We start from the raw sequence: 19,506 nt of genomic DNA, 5'->3' as shown, positions 1-19,506 counted from the left end.
CTCCCATGAATATTCTGGTCATCGGCTCTGGTGGACGGGAACACGCACTGGCGTGGAAAGCGGCTCAAAGTGAAGGGGTCAAAACTGTCTTCGTTGCTCCCGGCAATGCCGGCACAGCACTGGAACCCCGGCTGCAGAATATCGATATCGGCGTCGACGACTTTGCCGCCCTGGCCGATTTCGCCGAGCAAAATAACATTGCCCTGACCATCGTCGGCCCGGAGCAACCCCTGGTGGACGGTATTGTCGATTTCTTCGCCGAGCGGGGCCTGCGCGCTTTTGGGCCCAGCAAGGGTGCCGCACAACTGGAGGGCTCCAAGGCGTTCACCAAGGACTTCCTGGCCCGCCATCACATCCCGACAGCCGATTACCAGAACTTTACCGAGATTGAACCGGCACTAGCCTATCTTCAAGAAAAAGGTGCCCCAATCGTGGTTAAGGCAGACGGGTTGGCTGCCGGTAAAGGCGTGATCGTCGCCATGACTCTGGAAGAAGCAGAAAATGCCGTCCGCGATATGTTGGCCGGCAACGCCTTTGGCGAAGCGGGTCACCGGGTGGTGATTGAGGAGTTTCTGGCCGGCGAGGAAGCCAGCTTTATTGTTATTGTGGACGGTGAGCACATCTTGCCCATGGCCACTTCCCAGGACCACAAAGCCCGTGATAACGGCGACAAGGGCCCCAATACCGGCGGCATGGGCGCCTATTCACCGGCACCGGTGGTCACCCCGGATATCCACGATCGCATCATGGCTGAAGTAATTCGACCAACCGTTGACGGCATGGCAGCCGAAGGCAACAGCTACACCGGTTTCCTCTACGCGGGGCTGATGATCATGCCCGATGGCAGCCCCAAAGTGATCGAGTACAACTGCCGCTTCGGCGACCCCGAGACCCAGCCAATCATGATGCGCCTACAATCGGATCTGGTGGCCCTGTGCAATGCCGCACTGGACAAAACTCTGGACCAATGTGAAACCCAGTGGGATCAGCGCGCTGCAGTCGGTGTTGTGCTGGCGGCTGGCGGATACCCAAACAGCTATCCCAAAGGCGACATTATCTCCGGCCTGCCAGATCAAGAGACTGGTGACCAGAAAGTGTTTCATGCGGGCACCAAAATGATCGATGGTGCGGTGACCACCAACGGAGGCCGAGTGCTCTGCGCCGTCGGATTGGGGGACAGTGTCACCAGTGCCCAACAGCGCACCTACCAGCTGGTCGAGCAGATCAGCTGGGACAAGGTGTATTACCGCACGGATATTGGCTACCGAGCCGTGGCCCGAGAACAAGGCAGCAACTAATGCTTGTTCTCACACAAAAAAGCCCGGCATATGCCGGGCTTTTTTATGGGCTAGCTCTCTACATTTGATAGTTCATTATCGGTCAGGCTCTCACCAAATTTCGCTCTTCTGCCCACTGCCGCAACAGCGCCAGCTTTTCAGCCATAACCATCGATAATGGACTGGTTTTTGCCAACTCTGCCAGCAGGAGCGATTGATTAAGCACCTCATTTTGCGCCAAACCACTATAAAGGCCCGATACCACGGCCTGCTCAATTTCTGCTCCGGTGAAGCCCTCTGAAGCTGCCGCCAATGCCGTCAACTGGAACTGGGCAACGTCCAGTTCCCGCCGGGCTAGGTGAATGGCAAAAATATCTTCCCGTGTACTCTTATCCGGCAGGTCGACAAAAAACAGCTCATCAAAGCGGCCCTTGCGCACCAGCTCTGGTGGCAGCCGAGAAATATCATTACCTGTCGCCACCACAAACACCGGCTCACGTTTTTCCGCCAACCAGGTGAGCAAGGTTCCCAACACACGCTGGGAGGTACCCGAATCTGAACTATCTCCTGTCACGCCTTTTTCAATCTCGTCCACCCAGAGCACACAGGGCGACATTTTCTCGGCCAGCGCCAGAGACTCCCTAAGGTTACGCTCTGTTTCACCATGGAATTTGTTGTACAGCGCGCCCATGTCGAGACGCAACAGTGGTACCTGCCACAACCCGGCTACCGCCTTGGCCGCCAGGCTCTTGCCACCACCCTGAACACCGAGCAGAAGAATACCTCGCGGGGATTCAATCCCAGGCATATTGTTCTCACCCGCAAACACTTGCCGACGCGCTTCCAGCCACGCTTTCAGGTTATCCATACCACCGACAGATGCGAATTTTTCCGTGTCATACTCGTAGCTGAGCACGCCTTCCAGGTCCATCAGCTGAAACTTGGCACGATTCACCTCCGGCAGATCTGACTCAGTAATGGCGCCGTCGTCAATAATAGCCCCGCGTACCAGATGTCGAACCTCGCTCTGGGTTAGCCCCTTCAAGTTGGCCACCAGCTTTTGCAGCGTACCGTTATCGGTTTTGACCTTGCGACCACCGTTGCCCTGGGCCCAGAGTTTCGCCTCATCGCGGATCAGGGTATGAATCTGGTCATCGCCAGGCAAGGACATACTAAAACTCGCCCCAAGCCTGGACAGTTCCGGGGGTAATTGCAGGCGATGACTCACCAGAATCACGGTAATCTGACCACCGCTGTTGCGCAGCGCAATGTCTTTCAGCAAGCGCACATTTTTTGGCTCATCACTTAACCAGGGATGAAAGTCACAGAGTACGTAAAAGCCCGGTTCGGCCCGCTCTTTCAAAAAAGACAAGACGGCTTCAGGTTCCGCATGCTGACTGTTGTCTGCCAGCTGCAAGCCAAAGTCCGCTCGCCGTAGCCCGTCGGTCAGCGTCCATTGAAATAGCGGTTTGTCCCGCTGACGCGCTACCCGTAACAGCAAATCAATCGCGCGAGTTTCTTCGTGGGTCTCCAGCACCACCAGGGGTACCCGAGCGTCAACAATCACCCCCAGGTCATGAGCATCCTGCATATCTTTTTTCCTATTGTTCGTTGCGTTTTAACCACACCTCAATGCCCTGGGCATTGAGCTCAATATCCATCGCCAGATCATTGAGAATTTCAGCGGCGTCGACATTTGGCCATTGTTCCAGAATTTGCTGCCTGAGCGATTCAGACAATTTCTCGGCAATGGCTTGCTCCCTGTCATCTTCCAACGCCAAGTTTAATGCCATCTGGCTCCAGCTCCTGATTTGATGTTTCAGGCTTTGCACATAGTTTGCCGGGGCTTCCAGCACACCATAATGGGTCAGATACATACGCCGGGGATCATAGCTCATCAACAAATCCAGTGAATCGAGCAGTTTATCCGGATCAAACTGAACAGGGGTTGTGGTTGGCAGAATAAGTCTTTCGTCAGCCAGGGTTTCAAAGTTGTAACTCAGGCCAAAGGTGTCGCCTGTGAACCAGCCCTGACTGCGGGTATCCCAGACACAAAAATGGTGCTCGGCATGGCCGGGGGTATGGCGAATTTGCAGTGATCGCCCACCCAGCTCAATGACCGCACCATCTTCTGCAACAACAACCCGTTCTTCCTTTACAGGAACTAGCTCACCGTAGAGCTCACTGTAAGCTTCTTCTCCGTAAACCGCTTTTACCCCTTCAATCAGCCGGCTTGGATCTATCAAATGCCGTGCGCCTCTGGGATGAACAACTAATGTAGCTTCTCTGCACCGAGCCATCAGCACCCCCGCACCCCCGGCATGATCGAGATGTACGTGGGTCGGAACCACATAACGCACTGCATCCAGCGGCAATCCCAGGGAACCCAGTGCTGCCTGGATAGCTTCGACTGTATGAGCAGTCCCCGTCTCGATAATGGCCACCTGCGAACCCTCAATCAGGAGGTAGCAGCATGCTACCCCCTCCTTGATGTAATGGGCGTCCAGACAGTAGATACCGTAGCCAAGATCTTCGATTGTCGCGCCTATCATGCTCACCCCCTTGCAGCTGCAACAAGTTTGTTACAATACTTACCTTCCAACCAGCAGAACATTAGACCAATGAACGCCAGACGACACTCATTCTTTGACGGATTACTGATTCAGGCCGATAAGGCCCTGAGAACATTGGTGGCAGATGCGCCGTCTCCCGAACGCAGCTCTCCCGCTGCCGGGAATGCGGAGCAACCGTTGAGTGACGCTGAAAAAAAGCATGCTGCAGGGCTGATGCGAGTCAATCATTCTGGAGAGGTCTGTGCCCAGGCCCTCTATCAAGGTCAGGCCCTCACAGCAAAATTATTTTCTGTGCGCGAGGACATGGAGCAGGCAGCGGACGAGGAAATCGATCATCTGGCCTGGTGTGAAGAACGGGTGAAGCAACTGGGTAGCCATACCAGCGTGCTCAATCCCCTCTGGTACGGACTTTCCTTTGGTATCGGTGCCACTGCGGGACTGATCAGCGATAAGTTAAGCTTGGGTTTTGTCTCCGCCACGGAGGATCAGGTCTGCAAACACTTACAAAACCATCTGCAAGAGCTGCCACCCAAGGACAGCAAGAGCCGCGCCATTGTTGACAAGATGCTGGAAGACGAATCCAGGCACGCGCACGCCGCCCTGCAGGCTGGCGGCATTGAGTTTCCAGCGCCAGTAAAAACTTTGATGAGCCTGGTGTCCAAGGCAATGACCAAAAGCAGCTACCGAATCTAGCGAGCCCGAGCGGCCTGCTTGGCCTTTTCCTTGATCTCCTGAACAATTCCTATGATCTGGTCCTTGACCCATTGGTGGGCAGGCGACTTGATTGTGCGAGCATGCTGTACCAGCACGACAGGCACCGTGTTATCAAACTCCAGTTCTTCAGGGTAGGCCTTGCGAACAATGCCATAGGTCTCACCTTCCATTTTCAGGTCGTGCATGGTGGCCATCATCAGGCAGTCGGTTTGCCACAGCGCATCCATGGCCGTCATCAACTGGGTGGTTACCAACGTCTTTTTACGGGATAGACCTAACTTGGCCAGCTCTCGGTCAAAGCGACTTTCCACCGATGCGGAAACCTCTCCCGAAAGCAGCAGGTAATATTGGATAAAGGGGTATTCCAGCATTTCCCGCAGTGTCAGTTTTTCCCTATCGGCAAGCGGGTGACCGGTACGCATCCACACCGCCGGGGTAAAATTACCCAGGGGGGTAACATGAAATTCACTGCCGTAGGGACGGGCAATCTCGATAGCAAAATCCAGGTTACCATCTTCCAGCGCCCGGGCTTCCTCGCCAGCCTCGCTGGTCAATGTCAGTGACATGTGAGGAGCCTCTGCTATCACATGCCGAGTCAGCGTTGGAATAACCTGAACAGCTATAAACTCTGCAGTCATGATACGCATCTCCCCATCGTAAACCTGGGGATCGAACGTCGTTTTTTCTACCAATTGGGAAACGCTGGAAAGAACAGTTGGCAACTGCACAGCCAGCTCTGTGGCTCGCGGTGTAGGGATCAAACCCCGACCACTGCGGATAAAGAGCGGATCATCAAAAAGCTCTCGCAGTCGCTGCAAAGTTTTACTCATTGCAGGCTGGGTGATGTAAAGCCGCTCTGCTGCCCGGGTAACACTTTGCTCCTCCATCAACACCTGAAGAGCAACCAGCAAATTGAGATCCATTCGAGCCAGATGTTTTGTAACCACAATAAATTACCCTGATTCATGTCTGGCATTATATTAATACATTTGAGTAATGAATTGTCGATACTTATAGTTTGAATCGAAGCAAAGGTGTTCTGAAACCGAGAATTTCTAGGGTCTACCCCCTCCCTCTCTCACCATTCGGGTAACCGCGGTTTTAGCCCTTCATGACCGACAGGTAATGTAATCCAGCTCTCGGATTTTCCCGTTGACCAGGCTTCAAACCTCTTACTCCCTCTAGATCTTTTCAAGGCAGCGCAAGCTGCCTTTTTTTTTAGCCAGTGCTGCCCGGCACACAAAAACATGAATTCAAATTATATAGAAAATAAAAATAATACATTTTAATTATGGCAGGAGGATCACTAGAGTAGCACCCATACATTGGCGCTGGATGAACTTTGGAGAAGCACCAACGCCAAGGGTTATACCTCCTAGTTGACACTTTCTACCCCTCTTAATATCCCTTTGGGCAGCTCACAAGCTGCCCATTTTTTTGTCTGCGAATTATTAGAAAGGGGGAGGAAGACAGCATCGCTGCCTGATCGAATTTAGTCGACCGCCTCAATACTGTGACTGTGGGTGATTTCCACACCACCGCGAGAGAGCATGATGGATGCTGAACAATACTTTTCGGCTGACAGTTTGACGGCATTCGCCACCTGGTTTTCTCGAAGATTCCTGCCAGACACAACAAAGTGGATGTGAATTTTAGTAAACACTGAGGGCACTTCATCTGCCCTTTCCGCCTCGATTTCAGCAACGCAACCGACGACATCCTGACGGCTTTTTTTAAGGATATGCACCACGTCAAAAGCAGAACATCCCCCCATGCCACTGAGCACAACCTCCATTGGTCGAGCACCCTGGTTTTTGCCCCCATGATCTGGAGGACCATCCATCACGAGCTGATGTCCGCTTTCCGTCTCTGCGATGAATTTGGCGTCTCCGCCCCAGGAAATCTTGGTTTTCATGTCGTCCTCGTGCTCAAAAGTGTCGAGAGCCTAACATAATTGATACCCAGTTACCTTTAGAATTGCCAATTCAGTACGACTAGCCACTCAAATGAGGAGTAGAGCTCATGACAAATACCAACTTGGCCAAAGAGGACTTTGTGCCCATAATGGGGGCATTATTTGAAAAAAGTCACAAAAGGGAGGAACCCGAGTTGGCACCGGCACCGATAACCCCCCACATTCCCAACGTGGAAGAATTTCTGGCTCACTGTCACCGACGCAAGTACCCGGCAAAAAGCACCATCATCTATGCCGGTGATGAAGGCGATACGCTGTCATATATTGTTAAAGGCTCCGTCACCGTACTCATAGAAGATGACGATGGCCGGGAAATGATTGTTGCCTACCTCAACGAAGGTGACTTTTTCGGCGAGATGGGTCTCTTCCAGCAACCGGACCGCAGCGCCTGGATTCGCGCCAAAACAGAATGTGAAGTTGGCGAAATCAACTATAGCAAGTTTCAGGAACTCTCCCGTGAGCACCCAGAGTTCCTGTTCGCTATCGGCGTTCAGATGGCGAAACGCTTAAGGGATACCACCCGCAAAGTGGGCGACCTTGCTTTTCTCGATGTGACGGGGCGCGTAGCACGCACTCTACTAGACCTCTGCAAGGAACCGGACGCCATGACACACCCAGATGGTATGCAGATCAAAATCACCCGCCAGGAAATTGGCCGCATTGTCGGATGCTCAAGAGAGATGGTAGGCCGGGTTTTGAAAACCCTGGAAGATCAGGGTCTAGTTTCTGTGAAAGGAAAAACCATGGTGGTCTTCGGTACGCGCTAACCGGATAGTGGTTTTACCCGAAGGCCTCCATGAGGCCTTTTTTATTGCCTGCATTCAGCTTGTACACTTCTCCTGCCCACTCTTATCATGAGAATACCTGACTTCACTGCAAAGGAATTCCCATGCAAAGTATTCATTACCCCATCAGCGGTTCATGTCAATGTGGGCTGATCACCTATGAACTACTGGAGCCTCCCCTGCGGGTTATCGCCTGTCATTGCCGCGAATGTCAAAAACTCTCTACCAGCGCTTTTAGTCTGACAGCCATGGTAAATGCATCCTCAATCCGCTTCCACGGACCACTGAAACACTGGGAGAGGCCGGCGGACAGCGGCAATACCAATTGTGCGGAGTTTTGTCCTGGCTGCGGCAATCGCATTTACCACTACAACCCGCAACAGCCGGAAGTCCTTAAACTCAAACCAAGCACATTAGCGGACACCCGGGTCATTCAACCGACTTTGCACGTATGGGTCAGCGAAAAACAGGATTGGTTCCAGATCCCGGAAGGCGTGGAGCAACACCCCACACAACCCTGGTAGCTCTCTCCGTGCCACCGGCGTTAGCCCGGCCACAGGCACACAAAAAAGCCCCGCATTCGCGGGGCTCACAATCGAATCCAAACCCAGGCTACAAGGTTGATTGATAGTTAACAAACGGCAGCAGGGAGACCTGCTTATCAATTAAACATCTCTACCAATTTCAGGCCGGGCTCTTCAGCACGCATAAATGTCTCGCCCACCAGGAACGCATTGACATTGTGACCGCGCATGGCCGCCACATCATCAATGGTGAGAATGCCACTTTCGGTAATCACAATCCTATCTTCGGGAATTTTTCCCAGCAAACTGAAGGTGGTATCCAGCGTCGTATGAAACGTATTCAGATTGCGGTTATTGATACCGATCATCGGGTTTTCGATGACCATGGCACGGTCGAGCTCCTGCGCGTTGTGCACCTCGATCAACACGTCTAACCCCAGTTGCCGAGCGATGTCATGCAGGCTTTCCAGTTGAGACTGCTCCAGGGCCGCCACAATCAGCAGAATACAGTCGGCACCCAACACATAGGACTCGTATACCTGGTAAGGCTCAATCACAAAATCCTTACGCAACACCGGCAGGCGTGTGGCTTCACGGGCCATTTTCAGGTATTCGTCGGAGCCCAGAAAAAACTCTTCCTCTGTCAGCACGGACAGGCAGGCAGCGCCTCCCTTTTCATAACTGCGGGCAATACCCACCGGATCAAAATCCTCACGAATCACTCCTTTACTGGGTGACGCCTTTTTTACTTCGGCAATCACAGCGGCCAGCCCCTGGTCAATCTTGAACTGCAGCGCAGAGGCGAACCCCCTGATTTCACGAGGGTCACGGCACTGCTCCTGCAGCTGCTCCAGGGAAACCTGTTGGCTGCGCCGGGCAACTTCCGCGGCCTTGCGTTCAAGAATTTTTTTCAACACAGTGGGTGTATTTATCGCGGAATTCATCATTCTGTATCCAGTTCTTTTAGGCAGCGCGAAAATGCTGCCAGATCATCCAGCTTGGCTTTCGCCAAACCGCTACCAATAGCGTCCTGGGCCATACCCACGCCCTCTGCCAAGCTGGTGGCGACACCTGCCGCATAGAGTGCAGCTCCGGCGTTTAGCGCCACCATATCTGATGCAGTACCGCCATCTTTGGAAAGCGCCCGCTTCACCATGGCCAGGCTCTCGTCCGCATCCACCACCTTCAAGTCCTGCAAGTGGCCACGGGCAATATTGAAATCTTCCGGAACAACCGTGTATTCCAGTATTTCTCCATTTAAAAGCTCTGCCACCCATGTCTCGGCAGCAATACTGATCTCATCCAGGCCATCTGCCGAGTGGACCACCAGTACATGCTCAGCGCCCAATTCACGCATTACTTCCGCAACCGGTCTTACCCACTCGCGGTCAAAGACTCCCAGCAGCATATTGGGAATACGTGCCGGATTGGTCAGCGGTCCAAGCAAATTGAAGAGTGTCCTTGCAGCCAGCTCCCGACGGGGGCCAATCGCGTGCTTCATGGCGCTGTGGTGATTGACCGCAAACATAAACCCGACACCCACTTCTTCGACGCACCGCGCCACTTCAGCCGGGGACAAGTCTAGACAAACACCGGCTGCTTCCAGCAAATCGGCACTACCGCTTTTACTGCTCACCGATCGATTGCCATGCTTGGCAACCCTGGCGCCTGCCGCTGCGGCCACAAAGGTGCTGGCAGTGGATACATTAAAAATACCGGCGCTGTCACCACCCGTGCCAACGATATCCACCAGATGTTCGCCACCGACACTCACGGGCGCTGCCAGTTCACGCATAACCTGTGCCGCTGCGGTTATTTCCGAAACGGTTTCACCCTTCATGCGCAATCCCACCAGAAAACCGCCGATCTGAGCATCGGTTGCGTCACCGGTCATGATCTGCCGCATCACCTCACGCATATCTTCAATGCTGAGATCCTGTCTTTGCAGAACTGCCGCTATGGCCTGTTGAATATTCATGGCTTAACTCTTTAAAAAGTTTTCCAGCAGGTCATGGCCATGCTCGGTAAGAATGGATTCCGGGTGGAACTGGACGCCCTCAATCGCAAAGTCGCGATGGCGCACGCCCATAATTTCATCGACACCACCGTTTTCATCCTGCGTCCAGGCGGTGACTTCGAAACAGTCCGGCAGTGACTCGCGCTCCAGGATCAGTGAGTGGTAACGCGTGGCCTCGAAGGGATTTGCCAAGCCTCGAAACACGCCGGAATTATTGTGATAGACCGGCGACGTCTTGCCATGCATTACCTGTCGGGCGCGTACCACTTTGGCACCAAAGGCCTGACCGATACTCTGGTGGCCAAGACAGATACCCAGCATAGGGATTTTCCCGGCAAATTCCGTCACCAGCGCGACGGAGATACCGGCTTCATTGGGCGTGCAGGGCCCGGGAGAAATCACAATTTTCTCTGGTGCCAGCGCGGCAACCTGATCCAGAGTGATCTCATCGTTGCGTACTACTTTTACTTCAGCATGCAACTCACCCAGGTACTGCACCACGTTGTAGGTAAAGGAGTCGTAGTTATCAATCATCAATATCACGGCACAACTCCTCAAAGTACCAGGTCGGCAGCGCGGAATATGGCCCGCGCCTTATTCATGGTCTCTTTCCACTCAAGCTCGGGAATCGAGTCCGCCACAATACCGGCACCAGCCTGCACATAAAGCTTGCCGCCCTTGATCACTGCGGTGCGAATGGCAATGGCAGTGTCCATATTACCGTTCCAGCCGATATAGCCCACGGCGCCACCGTAGACACCGCGCTTCACCGGCTCCAGCTCGTCGATAATTTCCATGGCGCGAATTTTGGGCGCACCACTCAAGGTGCCTGCAGGCAGCGTCGCCCGCAACACATCAATCGCACTGGTCTCCGGTGGCACCTGCCCGGTGACATTAGAGATGATATGCATCACGTGGGAATAACGCTCCACCGACATCTTTTCGGTGAGTTTCACTGAACCTGTCAGTGCCACCCGGCCGACATCATTGCGACCGAGGTCAATCAGCATCAGATGCTCGGCAATTTCTTTGGGGTCGGCCAGCATTTCGGCTTCCAGCGCCCTGTCCTCTTCCTCGGTATGGCCGCGGCGACGGGTCCCGGCAATGGGACGAACCGTCACTTCGCCGTCTTCCAGGCGAGCCAGAATTTCCGGCGATGACCCCGCAATATGAAAATCATCGAGATCCAGGAAATACAGGTAGGGCGAGGGGTTCAGGCAGCGCAAAGCCCGGTAAAGGTTGAGCGGTTCAGCGGTAAAATCCATGGACAGCCGCTGTGAAGGGACAACCTGCATCACATCCCCCGCCAGAACATAGTCCTTGATGATATTCACCGCATCCTTGTAATTCTGCTCACCAAAACTGGAGACAAACGCGGACTCCTGCAAACCGCTGCCTGCCATGTTGAGCCCGGGCATTTCCGGCACCGGCAATTTCAGCTTAGCTTCCAGATCGTCGAGCCGCTCCTGGGCTCGTGACCAGGCATTGGGTGCCTTGGCATCTTCATGTACTACCAGTATCAGCTTACCCAGCAGGTTGTCGAAAATAACCACCTCGTCAGACACCATCAGCAGGATATCCGGGTTGCCCAACTCGTCAGGTGGCGTAGAGTTTTTCAGCTTTGGCTCCACGTAGCGCACCGTGTCATAACCGAAATAACCCACCAGACCACCGGTGAAACGGGGCAACTGTGGTAGCTCAGGCATGCGGTAGGTGGCGTGAAACGCTTCGATATCCTGCAACGGATCAGTGGTAGTCCGACATTCCTGCTGCACACCATTGGTCTCGATGGTGAGCTGGTCGCCATAGACTTTGAGAACAGTGGAAGCTGGCAAACCTATCAGGGAATAACGCCCCCATTTTTCACCGCCCTGGACAGATTCAAACAGATAGGAATAGGGCCCTCGGGCCAGCTTCAGGTAACAGGACAGGGGAGTTTCGAGGTCGGCCAGCACCTCTCGCATCACAGGAATACGGTTATAGTTCTGCTCGGCCAGCTCGGCAAATTCATTCGGGGTCATGGTTCTTCCCTTGCGCTTACAAGCGCAGATTGTTCAGACAAAAAAGGGGCAAAAAAGTGGCCGCCATTCAGGCAGCAGGGATCAGCAGCCGCGCCATCGCCAGCCGAGTTGAGCAGAAATGAGAGATGGGCAATTACCGAATGCCACAAAAGCCTCCAATTGTCAGAGGGCGCATTCTAATTCATTCAACCGTTGCTGCAAAGTCAAGCACTCGGGGCCTGCCTGCAGCCTAAGCAAGGGCCGTGCGCATTGCACCTATGGCTGCACTGTAGTCAGCCTTGCCATAAATTGCCGAGCCGGCAACAAAGGTATCGGCACCGGCATCGGCAATCTCGCGGATATTATCTGCAGTGACGCCGCCATCGATTTCCAGGCGGATATCGCGGCCACTGGCATCAATCAATGCCCGAGCTTCCCGTAACTTGCAGAGGGTGGCCGGAATAAACTTCTGCCCCCCGAAACCCGGGTTTACGGACATCAGCAACAGTACATCAATCTTGTCGAGGACATATTTGACCTGCTCCAGGCTAGTGGCAGGATTCAGAACCAGTCCACTCTTGCAGCCCGCATCTCGAATCAGTTGCAGGGAACGGTCAACGTGGCGGGAGGCTTCCGGATGAAAGGTGATCCAACTGGCACCAGCATCGGCAAAGTCACCGATCAACTGATCCACCGGGTCGACCATCAGGTGCACATCAATGGGCGCGGTGACACCGTAATTGCGCAATGCCTTGCACACCATGGGGCCAATTGTCAGGTTGGGTACGTAGTGATTATCCATCACATCGAAGTGCACCACATCGGCACCGGCTGCCAGAACCGCATTCACCTCTTCACCCAGCCGGGCAAAATCCGCTGAGAGTATAGAGGGCGCAATCAGGTAGTCTGTCATGGTATTTTCCGGCTCCGTTTAACTGCGGCGTACTATGCCGCAGAACCGCCGGGGCTGCAATCCGGGCCTCTATGGATCAAGGCTTTGCCATGCTCTCCGGCGCCTGGCAACCCCGGGCACAGCATCGACCCGGCTGCCGGGAGGTGCGTTTTCCTTCATCGAACACGCCCCGGTCCAACAGGCGCTCAACCAACTCCCGCTTCTCGTAGGTGGGATAGTTGCGCCAGATCTCCCGCTTCATCGCCTCCGGTGAACCGCCCCCGTGCAGTGAGATCACCGAGTACCAACCGCCTTGGTGAGAAGCGGTCAGATCCTCGATAAAGCGCGCCACTTCCAGGCGCTTATCCGCAGGAATATCCTGACGCCCACCCAGTACCGCTGCCAGGGACGCGGCTGTCTCCGGGTTGTGATCCTCGTCGGGACCCGGTAGCGCGACAATCATGCCACCCGATACGTAGTGGGCCAGGCGGTGCATGTCATAGATCTTATTGGCCAGCAGCAACTTGCCGATATTGCTAAAGACGGCATCAGGCATAACCACGCCTGCTGGATCTTCCTGGCAATAAACGGATGCAGCCACGCCACAAGCATAAAAACCCTCTGTGATGGTAATCAGGTCCACCATTGCGTCGCGGATATGGCCGTGGCGATCGGGGTCGAGCCCATTGGCCTCGGTGACCATCGCACCGGCACCGATCAGCAGGTCACCAAATCCTGCCCGAGCACCGATACAGGAATGCCGATGATGTGTGGCGTAGCTGGTGGTCAGAAACCCGCCCTCCTCGCACTCCCCGGCCAAAAACACCCGGTCATGGGGAACAAACACATCTTCAAAAATCACCACGCCGGTGGACTGTCCGTATTTGGCGGAGAACTTGGCCGCACTCTCTCCGGGCCGTCCAGCGGGACGGGCAACAATCGTCACCCCCGTGGCATCGATCGGAACCGCACAGGCCACAGCATAATCAGCATCCTCAGTGCGGTGGGTGCGGCAGGGCATGACCAGAAATTCGTGCATGTAGGGCGCACCAGTGACAATCGCCTTAGTGCCACTGATCACAATGCCATCTGCACGACGCTCTTTGATGTGCACATACACATCCGCGTTGGCCTGCTGACCCGGACGGAGGGAGCGATCTCCCTTGGCATCCGTCATGGCAACACCCAAGGTCAGGTCCTGATCCTGAACATCGTGCAAATAATTCAAAAATCGCTGATGGTAGTCGGTTCCATGAAGCTCATCTGTCTGCCAGGTCGACTGGAAGAGAGCATTCAGGGCATCGTGAGACAGGTAGCGCTGGGCACAACCGGATTCCGCACACACCAGTCTTACTGCCTCCAGCTTGTTGAGCAGGTCATTGCTGTCCTCGCTGATATGCAACATGCGGTTGACCAGCTTCCCGGAGGTTTTCTGGGTCGCCGTCATCAGCTCCGCATATTGGAGTTTGTGGGCGAAATCGTAGGTCACCCCAACGGCGGCCACTCCCGGCGCCAACAGAGGTTCGTCGGCGACACTGGCCACGCGCTGGCCGTTGAGGAACACCCTGGGTTGATATCGCCTTAATGATTCCCGGTATTCCGCACTATCCATCAACATGATGAAACGCCCTGAAATAATAATTGACGAACAATCTAACGCTGTTAGAATTTTTGTTCAAGCCCCCAACCTAGTCGCCATACTCCATGGCCAGGAATGATTTTGAATAAACGACGCCCTGCTACCAAAGAGCTGAAACGGGATATTATCCTCAACGCCGCACGTCTGGTTTTTGAGCAGGAGGGTCTTGAAGGAGCCAGCCTGAGAGCCATTGCCAAGGCTGCCGGATACACACCGGCCGCGCTATATTTCCACTTCGACTCAAAGGAAGCTGTTTATGCAGAGTTATTATCCCAATCCCTGAATGCCTTGTGCAGCGCCACAGAAGAAGCGATCGCCCGCGAGGCCAACCCCGCAGAACGGCTGAAAAGCGCCGCCATGGCTTTTTTCCATTACTACCGCGATAACCCGGGGGATCTTGACCTGGGTTTCTACCTGTTTCGCGGTGGCATGAAACCTACAGGCCTGGGAAAGGAGCGCAATCTCGAGCTCAATAAGCAGCTGCATGACAGTCTGCTCCCCATTACCAATGCCGCCCTGGCCCTGGGAGCCTCTGAAAGTAACGCCCGGGAAATTACCGCCAGCCTGTTTGCCCATGCCACAGGACTGCTCCTACTTGCCCACACTGGCCGCATCCGCATATTCAGTGCTAACGCCGAGGTCATGATGCAGGATTACGCAACTGCTCTGGCCAACCAGGCTGCTCTGGGATAGCACATGCAACTTATCGATCCACGCCACTGCGCCCTTATGGTTGTGGATATTCAAAGCCGTCTGATGCCGGTGATCCACAATGCTGATACCGTGATCCGGAACACTCAGAGGCTGCTGCAAGCATCCCGATTGTTGGATATTCCCCGCCTATTCACGGAACACAATGCCAAGGGTTTAGGTCGCACCGATGAACGCCTTGACCTACAGTCAGATGAACCGGTCCTTGTAAAAATGACGTTCGACGCCTGCCGCGCCCTTGGGGCTGATATGGCGATACCGACGGCCAAACAACTGATCGTGACAGGCTGTGAAGCACACGTCTGTGTACTACAAACTGTCTTCGGGCTGGTGGAAGCGGGAAAACAGGTGTTCGTCACCAGCGATGCCATTGGCTCACGCACAGCGGAAAACCGCGATGCCGCTCTGCGGCGCATGGCGGCTAACGGCGTGGAAATCGTCTCCACGGAAATGGTGCTATTCGAGTGGTTGGGCAGTGCCGATCATCCCCGGTTCCGGGATGTGTTACGGCTGATCAAGTAACTGCTGTCAGCGCGACTTGTTCCCCTCATAAAGAGACATGAAACGTTTTGTGCTGAACCCGTCCATCCGCTTGCTGCCCACCAGAATAATGGGTACGCCTCGACCATTGAGCGCCTCATAATCCCGGCGCCCCTTACGGGAAGTCTCGATATCGTATTCGTTAAAGGCAATACCTTCCTGCTGGAAGTAGCGCCGCGCTTTCTTGCAAACACCACACCACACGGCGCTGTACATCACCACCTTGCCTCGCTCTCTCGCATCGAGAAAGTCACTATCGGATACCGAGGGCGCGTTAATGGTGTTGATCTTCAACTCCAGGGATTGCGCGGAAACATCTTCCGGCTTCTGATCACTGAAGTGCGTACGGCCACTGGCATCTTTCCAGGAATAGATTTCCCCCTGAGCCGGTGAAAACCCCAGAAAAACCATCGCCAGAAAAATCCCGATCCAAGGCCTGATTATCATCTCAATTCCCTTTGTCAAACTTGATATCAAAACCACAGTATAATCCCAGTCCGGGTCGCCTACGGCAACCCGTCATATTCAAGAATGGACACGTTATCGGACACCCTCAAACCATGAGTGAGCACAGTTATCGCCTGATCATTTCCTGCCCTGACCGCGTTGGTCTGGTGGCTGCCGTCAGTACCTTTCTGGCACAGGAGGGCGGATTGCTCACCGAGGCCAACTATTACTGCGATCCCGAGAGCAACTGGTTCTTCATGCGACAGGTGATTGCCGCGGACTCGCTCCCATACGATGCCGAGGAACTCTGCGCACGCTTTGCCCCGCTGGCCGAGCAGTACCAGATGCAATGGCGACTGACCGATACCGGCACCCCAAAACGCGTTGTGTTGATGGCCAGCAAACAGGCCCACTGCCTGTCGGACCTGCTGTATCGGTGGCGCAGCAAGGAAATGCAGTTTGATATACCCTGCGTCATCTCCAACCACGATGACCTGCGCAGTTACGTCAACTGGCACAACATTCCCTACCACCACACGCCGGTTGACCCGGACAACAAGGCACAGCATTTCGGCGAGGTAGAACAGCTGATCGAACAGAGCCAGGCCGATGTGATTGTGCTGGCCCGCTACATGCAGATTCTGCCCCCGGCACTGTGTGCCCGGTATCCGGGTCAAATCATCAATATCCACCACAGCTTCCTGCCCGCCTTTGTCGGCGCCAAGCCCTATCATCAGGCGGCGGAACGCGGTGTTAAATTGATCGGCGCCACCTGTCACTATGTCACCAGTGATCTGGATGCCGGGCCGATCATTGAACAGGATGTGGTGCGCATCAGCCACCACGACAGCATTCCCGACCTGGTTCGCAAGGGTAAAGATGTGGAGAAGACCGTGCTGGCCAAGGGCCTGCGCTATCACTTGGAAGACAGGGTACTACTACACGGCAACAAGACGATTGTCTTTGAATAGACGGCTGCGCTAGCGCCTGCCCTTACCGGCTACCCAGAATTTCTGCATCTCGATATACATGAAAGATGCTGTCCAGCCAATCAGAATAAGTCCTGTCAGCGCCTCCAGCCCGGCCAGGAATCGAATATGCCCGAACGGTTCAATATCCCCGTAGCCCAGTGAGGTGTAGTTGCTGAAAGAGAAATAGCTGCAGTCGAGAATCGATCCGTCGAAATTGCCGCCCAGGGAACCTGATCCCCCGATCTGCAGCAACAGGTAATAGGCGAAGGCAAATAGCCAGATTTCCGCTACGTGGGCGAGAAATGCCCCGCAGATGCCACACAACACCCGAAAGCGCGGCGCTATACCCAGCTTCGGCAGCAACAGGGCCAGCCGGTACAATGCCTCGTAGAGAATCAGTACGGCAATGCCAACCACAGCAGAGTTAAACAGGAAAATTTTACCCAACCCTTCCACAACTAACTCCAGAACGCCACAGCCTGATAGGCTTGGAAATTAAACAGCAAAAGTGCCAACAGCAGGGCTGCCGTAATAAACCACTCATTACCATCCAGCCCCAAATGCGACCAGATGTAGTGGCGCAAAAACTCCCATTCCCCAGCAACGATGGATTCCCCCTTCTGCTGCCGCAACCATACCTCCAGTTCAGTCAGCGGGCAGCGCCAACCAATCAGCATGATGGAAACACCGTAAACGGCGCAGAGGAAGTGACCCCAGATCAGCGACGGCCAGTGAAATGCCAGCAGGCCACCGGCAATCACAAACAGCACAAAGCCGAAATGAATCAGGGCGATGATCAGAATCAGGGCGGGATAAACCATGGCGTTAATGTAACTCCAATACCATCCATTTGCATCTGCCAACACAGCGCCCGCCCGCACTTGTTGCATTCGCTGGCCGATGCCGTAACACTTGGCACACCGAGCAAAAGAGCGACCCTATGAAGCATTCCGACCTGCGGGAATTTATCGATTTTCTGGAACAACGCGGCGAGCTGAAACGCATCAGCGCCGAGATCGACCCTCACCTGGAAATGACAGAAATCTGTGACCGCACCCTCCGCGCGGGGGGCCCGGCGCTGCTGTTCGAAAACCCCAAAGGTTTTGACATCCCTGTGCTCGGCAACCTGTTCGGCACCCCCGAGCGGGTCGCCATGGGCATGGGTCAGGAGAACATTTCAGCGCTGAGGGAAGTCGGTGAATTACTGGCTTTCCTCAAGGAACCCGATCCGCCCAAGGGCATGAAAGACCTTTGGGAAAAACGTCACCAATTCAAACCTATCCTCAATATGCCCGCCAAGCTGGTGAAGAAAGCTCCATGCCAACAAGTGGTTATTGAGGGGGATGACGTGGATCTGGGCAAACTGCCGATCCAGACCTGCTGGCCCGAAGACGCCGGCCCGCTGGTCACCTGGCCGCTGGTAATCACCCGCGGGCCCGAGAAGGAACGTCAGAATCTCGGCATCTATCGCCAGCAGGTGATCGGCAAAAACAAACTGATTATGCGCTGGTTGTCCCACCGAGGCGGCGCCCTGGATTTCCGCGATTGGCAACTCAAACATCCCGGAGAACCGTTCCCGGTAGCAGTGGCACTGGGTGCCGACCCGGCCACCATCCTCGGTGCGGTCACGCCCGTGCCGGACAGCCTGTCCGAATATGCCTTTGCGGGATTGCTACGCGGTGAGCGCACCGAAGTCGCCCAGTGTCTTGGCAGTAACCTGCAGGTGCCCGCCAGCGCCGAGTTTATTCTGGAAGGCCATTTATACCCTGGCGAGATGGCCGACGAGGGTCCGTTTGGCGACCATACCGGTTACTACAACGAAGTGGATCAGTTCCCGGTGTTTACTGTGGAGCGCATCACCCACCGCAAGAATCCCATCTACCACAGCACCTACACCGGTAGGCCGCCGGACGAACCCGCCATTCTCGGGGTGGCACTGAACGAGGTATTTGTGCCGATCCTGCGCAAGCAGTTTCCGGAAATAGTCGACTTTTACCTGCCGCCGGAGGGATGCTCCTACCGCATGGCGGTAGTGACCATGAAGAAGCAGTACCCGGGCCACGCCAAGCGGGTGATGATGGGCGTGTGGTCGTTCCTGCGGCAGTTTATGTACACCAAGTTTGTGGTGGTCACCGACGATGATGTCAACGCCCGTGACTGGAATGATGTGATCTGGGCCATGACCACGCGAATGGACCCGCGGCGGGACACGGTGATCATCGACAACACCCCCATCGACTACCTGGATTTTGCCTCCCCGGTATCCGGACTCGGCTCCAAGATCGGTTTCGATGCCACCAACAAAATGCCCGGTGAAACCAACCGTGAATGGGGCAAACCCATCACCATGGACTCACAGGTCAAAGCGAGAATAGACGAGATTTGGGACTCACTGGGGATCGACAGCTAACAGACTGGTAAGCGATCCCCTTCCCGCTGAG

21 protein-coding genes are annotated in these 19,506 nt (G+C 54.7%); 8 read left to right on the top strand and 13 right to left on the bottom strand.

Annotation, left to right across the window (positions count from 1 at the left end):
- The first annotated feature begins 5 nt into the window (after positions 1-5).
- Positions 6-1,298 carry a phosphoribosylamine--glycine ligase gene (purD, locus tag Q8A57_RS07975; protein ID WP_305170491.1) on the top strand — a complete coding sequence of 431 codons (1,293 nt, stop codon included), beginning with the start codon at positions 6-8 and terminating at the stop codon, positions 1,296-1,298.
- An 82-nt stretch (positions 1,299-1,380) separates the two neighbouring features.
- Here purD and Q8A57_RS07970 read toward each other — a convergent pair whose 3' ends face one another.
- Together Q8A57_RS07970 and Q8A57_RS07965 are read right to left on the bottom strand one after the other, a co-directional pair.
- Positions 1,381-2,868: an AAA family ATPase gene (locus Q8A57_RS07970; RefSeq protein ID WP_305170490.1), complete on the bottom strand. Its 1,488-nt coding sequence runs from the start codon at positions 2,866-2,868 to the stop codon at positions 1,381-1,383.
- Positions 2,869-2,878: 10 nt separating this feature from the next.
- The gene (locus Q8A57_RS07965; RefSeq protein ID WP_305170489.1) at positions 2,879-3,829 is read right to left on the bottom strand and encodes an MBL fold metallo-hydrolase; all 951 of its coding nucleotides are present in this window, start codon (positions 3,827-3,829) and stop codon (positions 2,879-2,881) included.
- 69 nt (positions 3,830-3,898) lie between these two features.
- Here Q8A57_RS07965 and coq7 point away from each other — a divergent pair, with 69 nt between their 5' ends.
- Entirely contained in the window at positions 3,899-4,543 is a 645-nt protein-coding gene (coq7, locus tag Q8A57_RS07960) for a 2-polyprenyl-3-methyl-6-methoxy-1,4-benzoquinone monooxygenase (RefSeq protein ID WP_305170488.1), read from the top strand.
- Here coq7 and Q8A57_RS07955 read toward each other — a convergent pair.
- Both Q8A57_RS07955 and Q8A57_RS07950 read right to left on the bottom strand, forming a co-directional pair.
- Entirely contained in the window at positions 4,540-5,511 is a 972-nt protein-coding gene (locus Q8A57_RS07955) for a LysR family transcriptional regulator (protein ID WP_305170487.1), read from the bottom strand. The genes coq7 and Q8A57_RS07955 overlap by 4 nt on opposite strands.
- A gap of 545 nt (positions 5,512-6,056) precedes the next feature.
- Entirely contained in the window at positions 6,057-6,479 is a 423-nt protein-coding gene (locus Q8A57_RS07950; RefSeq protein ID WP_305170486.1) for an OsmC family protein, read from the bottom strand.
- Between the two features lie 149 nt (positions 6,480-6,628).
- Between Q8A57_RS07950 and crp the strand changes: the two genes are divergently transcribed.
- Both crp and Q8A57_RS07940 read left to right on the top strand, forming a co-directional pair.
- On the top strand, positions 6,629-7,306 hold the full coding sequence (gene crp, locus Q8A57_RS07945) for a cAMP-activated global transcriptional regulator CRP (RefSeq protein WP_305170553.1): 678 nt from the start codon (positions 6,629-6,631) through the stop codon (positions 7,304-7,306).
- Positions 7,307-7,428: 122 nt separating this feature from the next.
- The gene (locus Q8A57_RS07940; RefSeq protein WP_305170485.1) at positions 7,429-7,848 is read left to right on the top strand and encodes a GFA family protein; all 420 of its coding nucleotides are present in this window, start codon (positions 7,429-7,431) and stop codon (positions 7,846-7,848) included.
- A 137-nt stretch (positions 7,849-7,985) separates the two neighbouring features.
- Here the strand turns inward: Q8A57_RS07940 and trpC are convergent, their stop codons facing one another.
- The 6 genes from trpC to Q8A57_RS07910 form a co-directional block, all read right to left on the bottom strand.
- Positions 7,986-8,795, bottom strand: a complete 810-nt coding sequence (gene trpC, locus Q8A57_RS07935; protein ID WP_439651653.1) for an indole-3-glycerol phosphate synthase TrpC — start codon at positions 8,793-8,795, stop codon at positions 7,986-7,988.
- A complete protein-coding gene (gene trpD, locus Q8A57_RS07930) occupies positions 8,792-9,826 on the bottom strand; it encodes an anthranilate phosphoribosyltransferase (protein ID WP_305170484.1) in 1,035 nt (344 codons plus the stop codon). The genes trpC and trpD overlap by 4 nt, the downstream gene beginning before the upstream one ends.
- A gap of 3 nt (positions 9,827-9,829) precedes the next feature.
- Positions 9,830-10,408: an anthranilate synthase component II gene (locus Q8A57_RS07925; protein ID WP_305170483.1), complete on the bottom strand. Its 579-nt coding sequence runs from the start codon at positions 10,406-10,408 to the stop codon at positions 9,830-9,832.
- An 11-nt stretch (positions 10,409-10,419) separates the two neighbouring features.
- Positions 10,420-11,886, bottom strand: coding sequence for an anthranilate synthase component I (gene trpE, locus Q8A57_RS07920; RefSeq protein ID WP_305170482.1), 1,467 nt, complete (start codon positions 11,884-11,886; stop codon positions 10,420-10,422).
- Between the two features lie 229 nt (positions 11,887-12,115).
- Positions 12,116-12,778 carry a ribulose-phosphate 3-epimerase gene (gene rpe, locus Q8A57_RS07915; protein WP_305170481.1) on the bottom strand — a complete coding sequence of 221 codons (663 nt, stop codon included), beginning with the start codon at positions 12,776-12,778 and terminating at the stop codon, positions 12,116-12,118.
- A gap of 76 nt (positions 12,779-12,854) precedes the next feature.
- On the bottom strand, positions 12,855-14,375 hold the full coding sequence (locus tag Q8A57_RS07910; RefSeq protein WP_305170480.1) for a 4-hydroxyphenylacetate 3-hydroxylase family protein: 1,521 nt from the start codon (positions 14,373-14,375) through the stop codon (positions 12,855-12,857).
- Between the two features lie 102 nt (positions 14,376-14,477).
- Here Q8A57_RS07910 and Q8A57_RS07905 point away from each other — a divergent pair, with 102 nt between their 5' ends.
- On the top strand, positions 14,478-15,089 hold the full coding sequence (locus tag Q8A57_RS07905) for a TetR/AcrR family transcriptional regulator (protein ID WP_305170478.1): 612 nt from the start codon (positions 14,478-14,480) through the stop codon (positions 15,087-15,089).
- A gap of 3 nt (positions 15,090-15,092) precedes the next feature.
- A complete protein-coding gene (locus Q8A57_RS07900) occupies positions 15,093-15,629 on the top strand; it encodes an isochorismatase family protein (protein WP_305170476.1) in 537 nt (178 codons plus the stop codon).
- A 6-nt stretch (positions 15,630-15,635) separates the two neighbouring features.
- Here the strand turns inward: Q8A57_RS07900 and Q8A57_RS07895 are convergent, their stop codons facing one another.
- Positions 15,636-16,094 (bottom strand): glutaredoxin family protein, encoded by a 459-nt coding sequence (locus Q8A57_RS07895; protein ID WP_305170475.1) that lies wholly within the window; start codon positions 16,092-16,094, stop codon positions 15,636-15,638.
- Between the two features lie 113 nt (positions 16,095-16,207).
- Between Q8A57_RS07895 and purU the strand changes: the two genes are divergently transcribed.
- Positions 16,208-17,065 carry a formyltetrahydrofolate deformylase gene (gene purU, locus Q8A57_RS07890; RefSeq protein ID WP_305170473.1) on the top strand — a complete coding sequence of 286 codons (858 nt, stop codon included), beginning with the start codon at positions 16,208-16,210 and terminating at the stop codon, positions 17,063-17,065.
- Positions 17,066-17,074: 9 nt separating this feature from the next.
- Here purU and Q8A57_RS07885 read toward each other — a convergent pair whose 3' ends face one another.
- Positions 17,075-17,521: an ion channel gene (locus Q8A57_RS07885; RefSeq protein WP_305170470.1), complete on the bottom strand. Its 447-nt coding sequence runs from the start codon at positions 17,519-17,521 to the stop codon at positions 17,075-17,077.
- A gap of 2 nt (positions 17,522-17,523) precedes the next feature.
- Positions 17,524-17,955, bottom strand: a complete 432-nt coding sequence (locus Q8A57_RS07880) for a DUF2784 domain-containing protein (RefSeq protein WP_305170469.1) — start codon at positions 17,953-17,955, stop codon at positions 17,524-17,526.
- A gap of 50 nt (positions 17,956-18,005) precedes the next feature.
- Here Q8A57_RS07880 and ubiD point away from each other — a divergent pair, with 50 nt between their 5' ends.
- On the top strand, positions 18,006-19,475 hold the full coding sequence (gene ubiD, locus Q8A57_RS07875; protein ID WP_305170467.1) for a 4-hydroxy-3-polyprenylbenzoate decarboxylase: 1,470 nt from the start codon (positions 18,006-18,008) through the stop codon (positions 19,473-19,475).
- Positions 19,476-19,506: the final 31 nt, after the last annotated feature.

Source organism: Porticoccus litoralis (genome assembly GCF_030676955.1).
Lineage (GTDB): Bacteria > Pseudomonadota > Gammaproteobacteria > Pseudomonadales > Porticoccaceae > Porticoccus > Porticoccus litoralis.
Note: the sequence above shows the minus strand (reverse complement) of the source record. Positions and strands in the feature narration are given on the sequence as shown.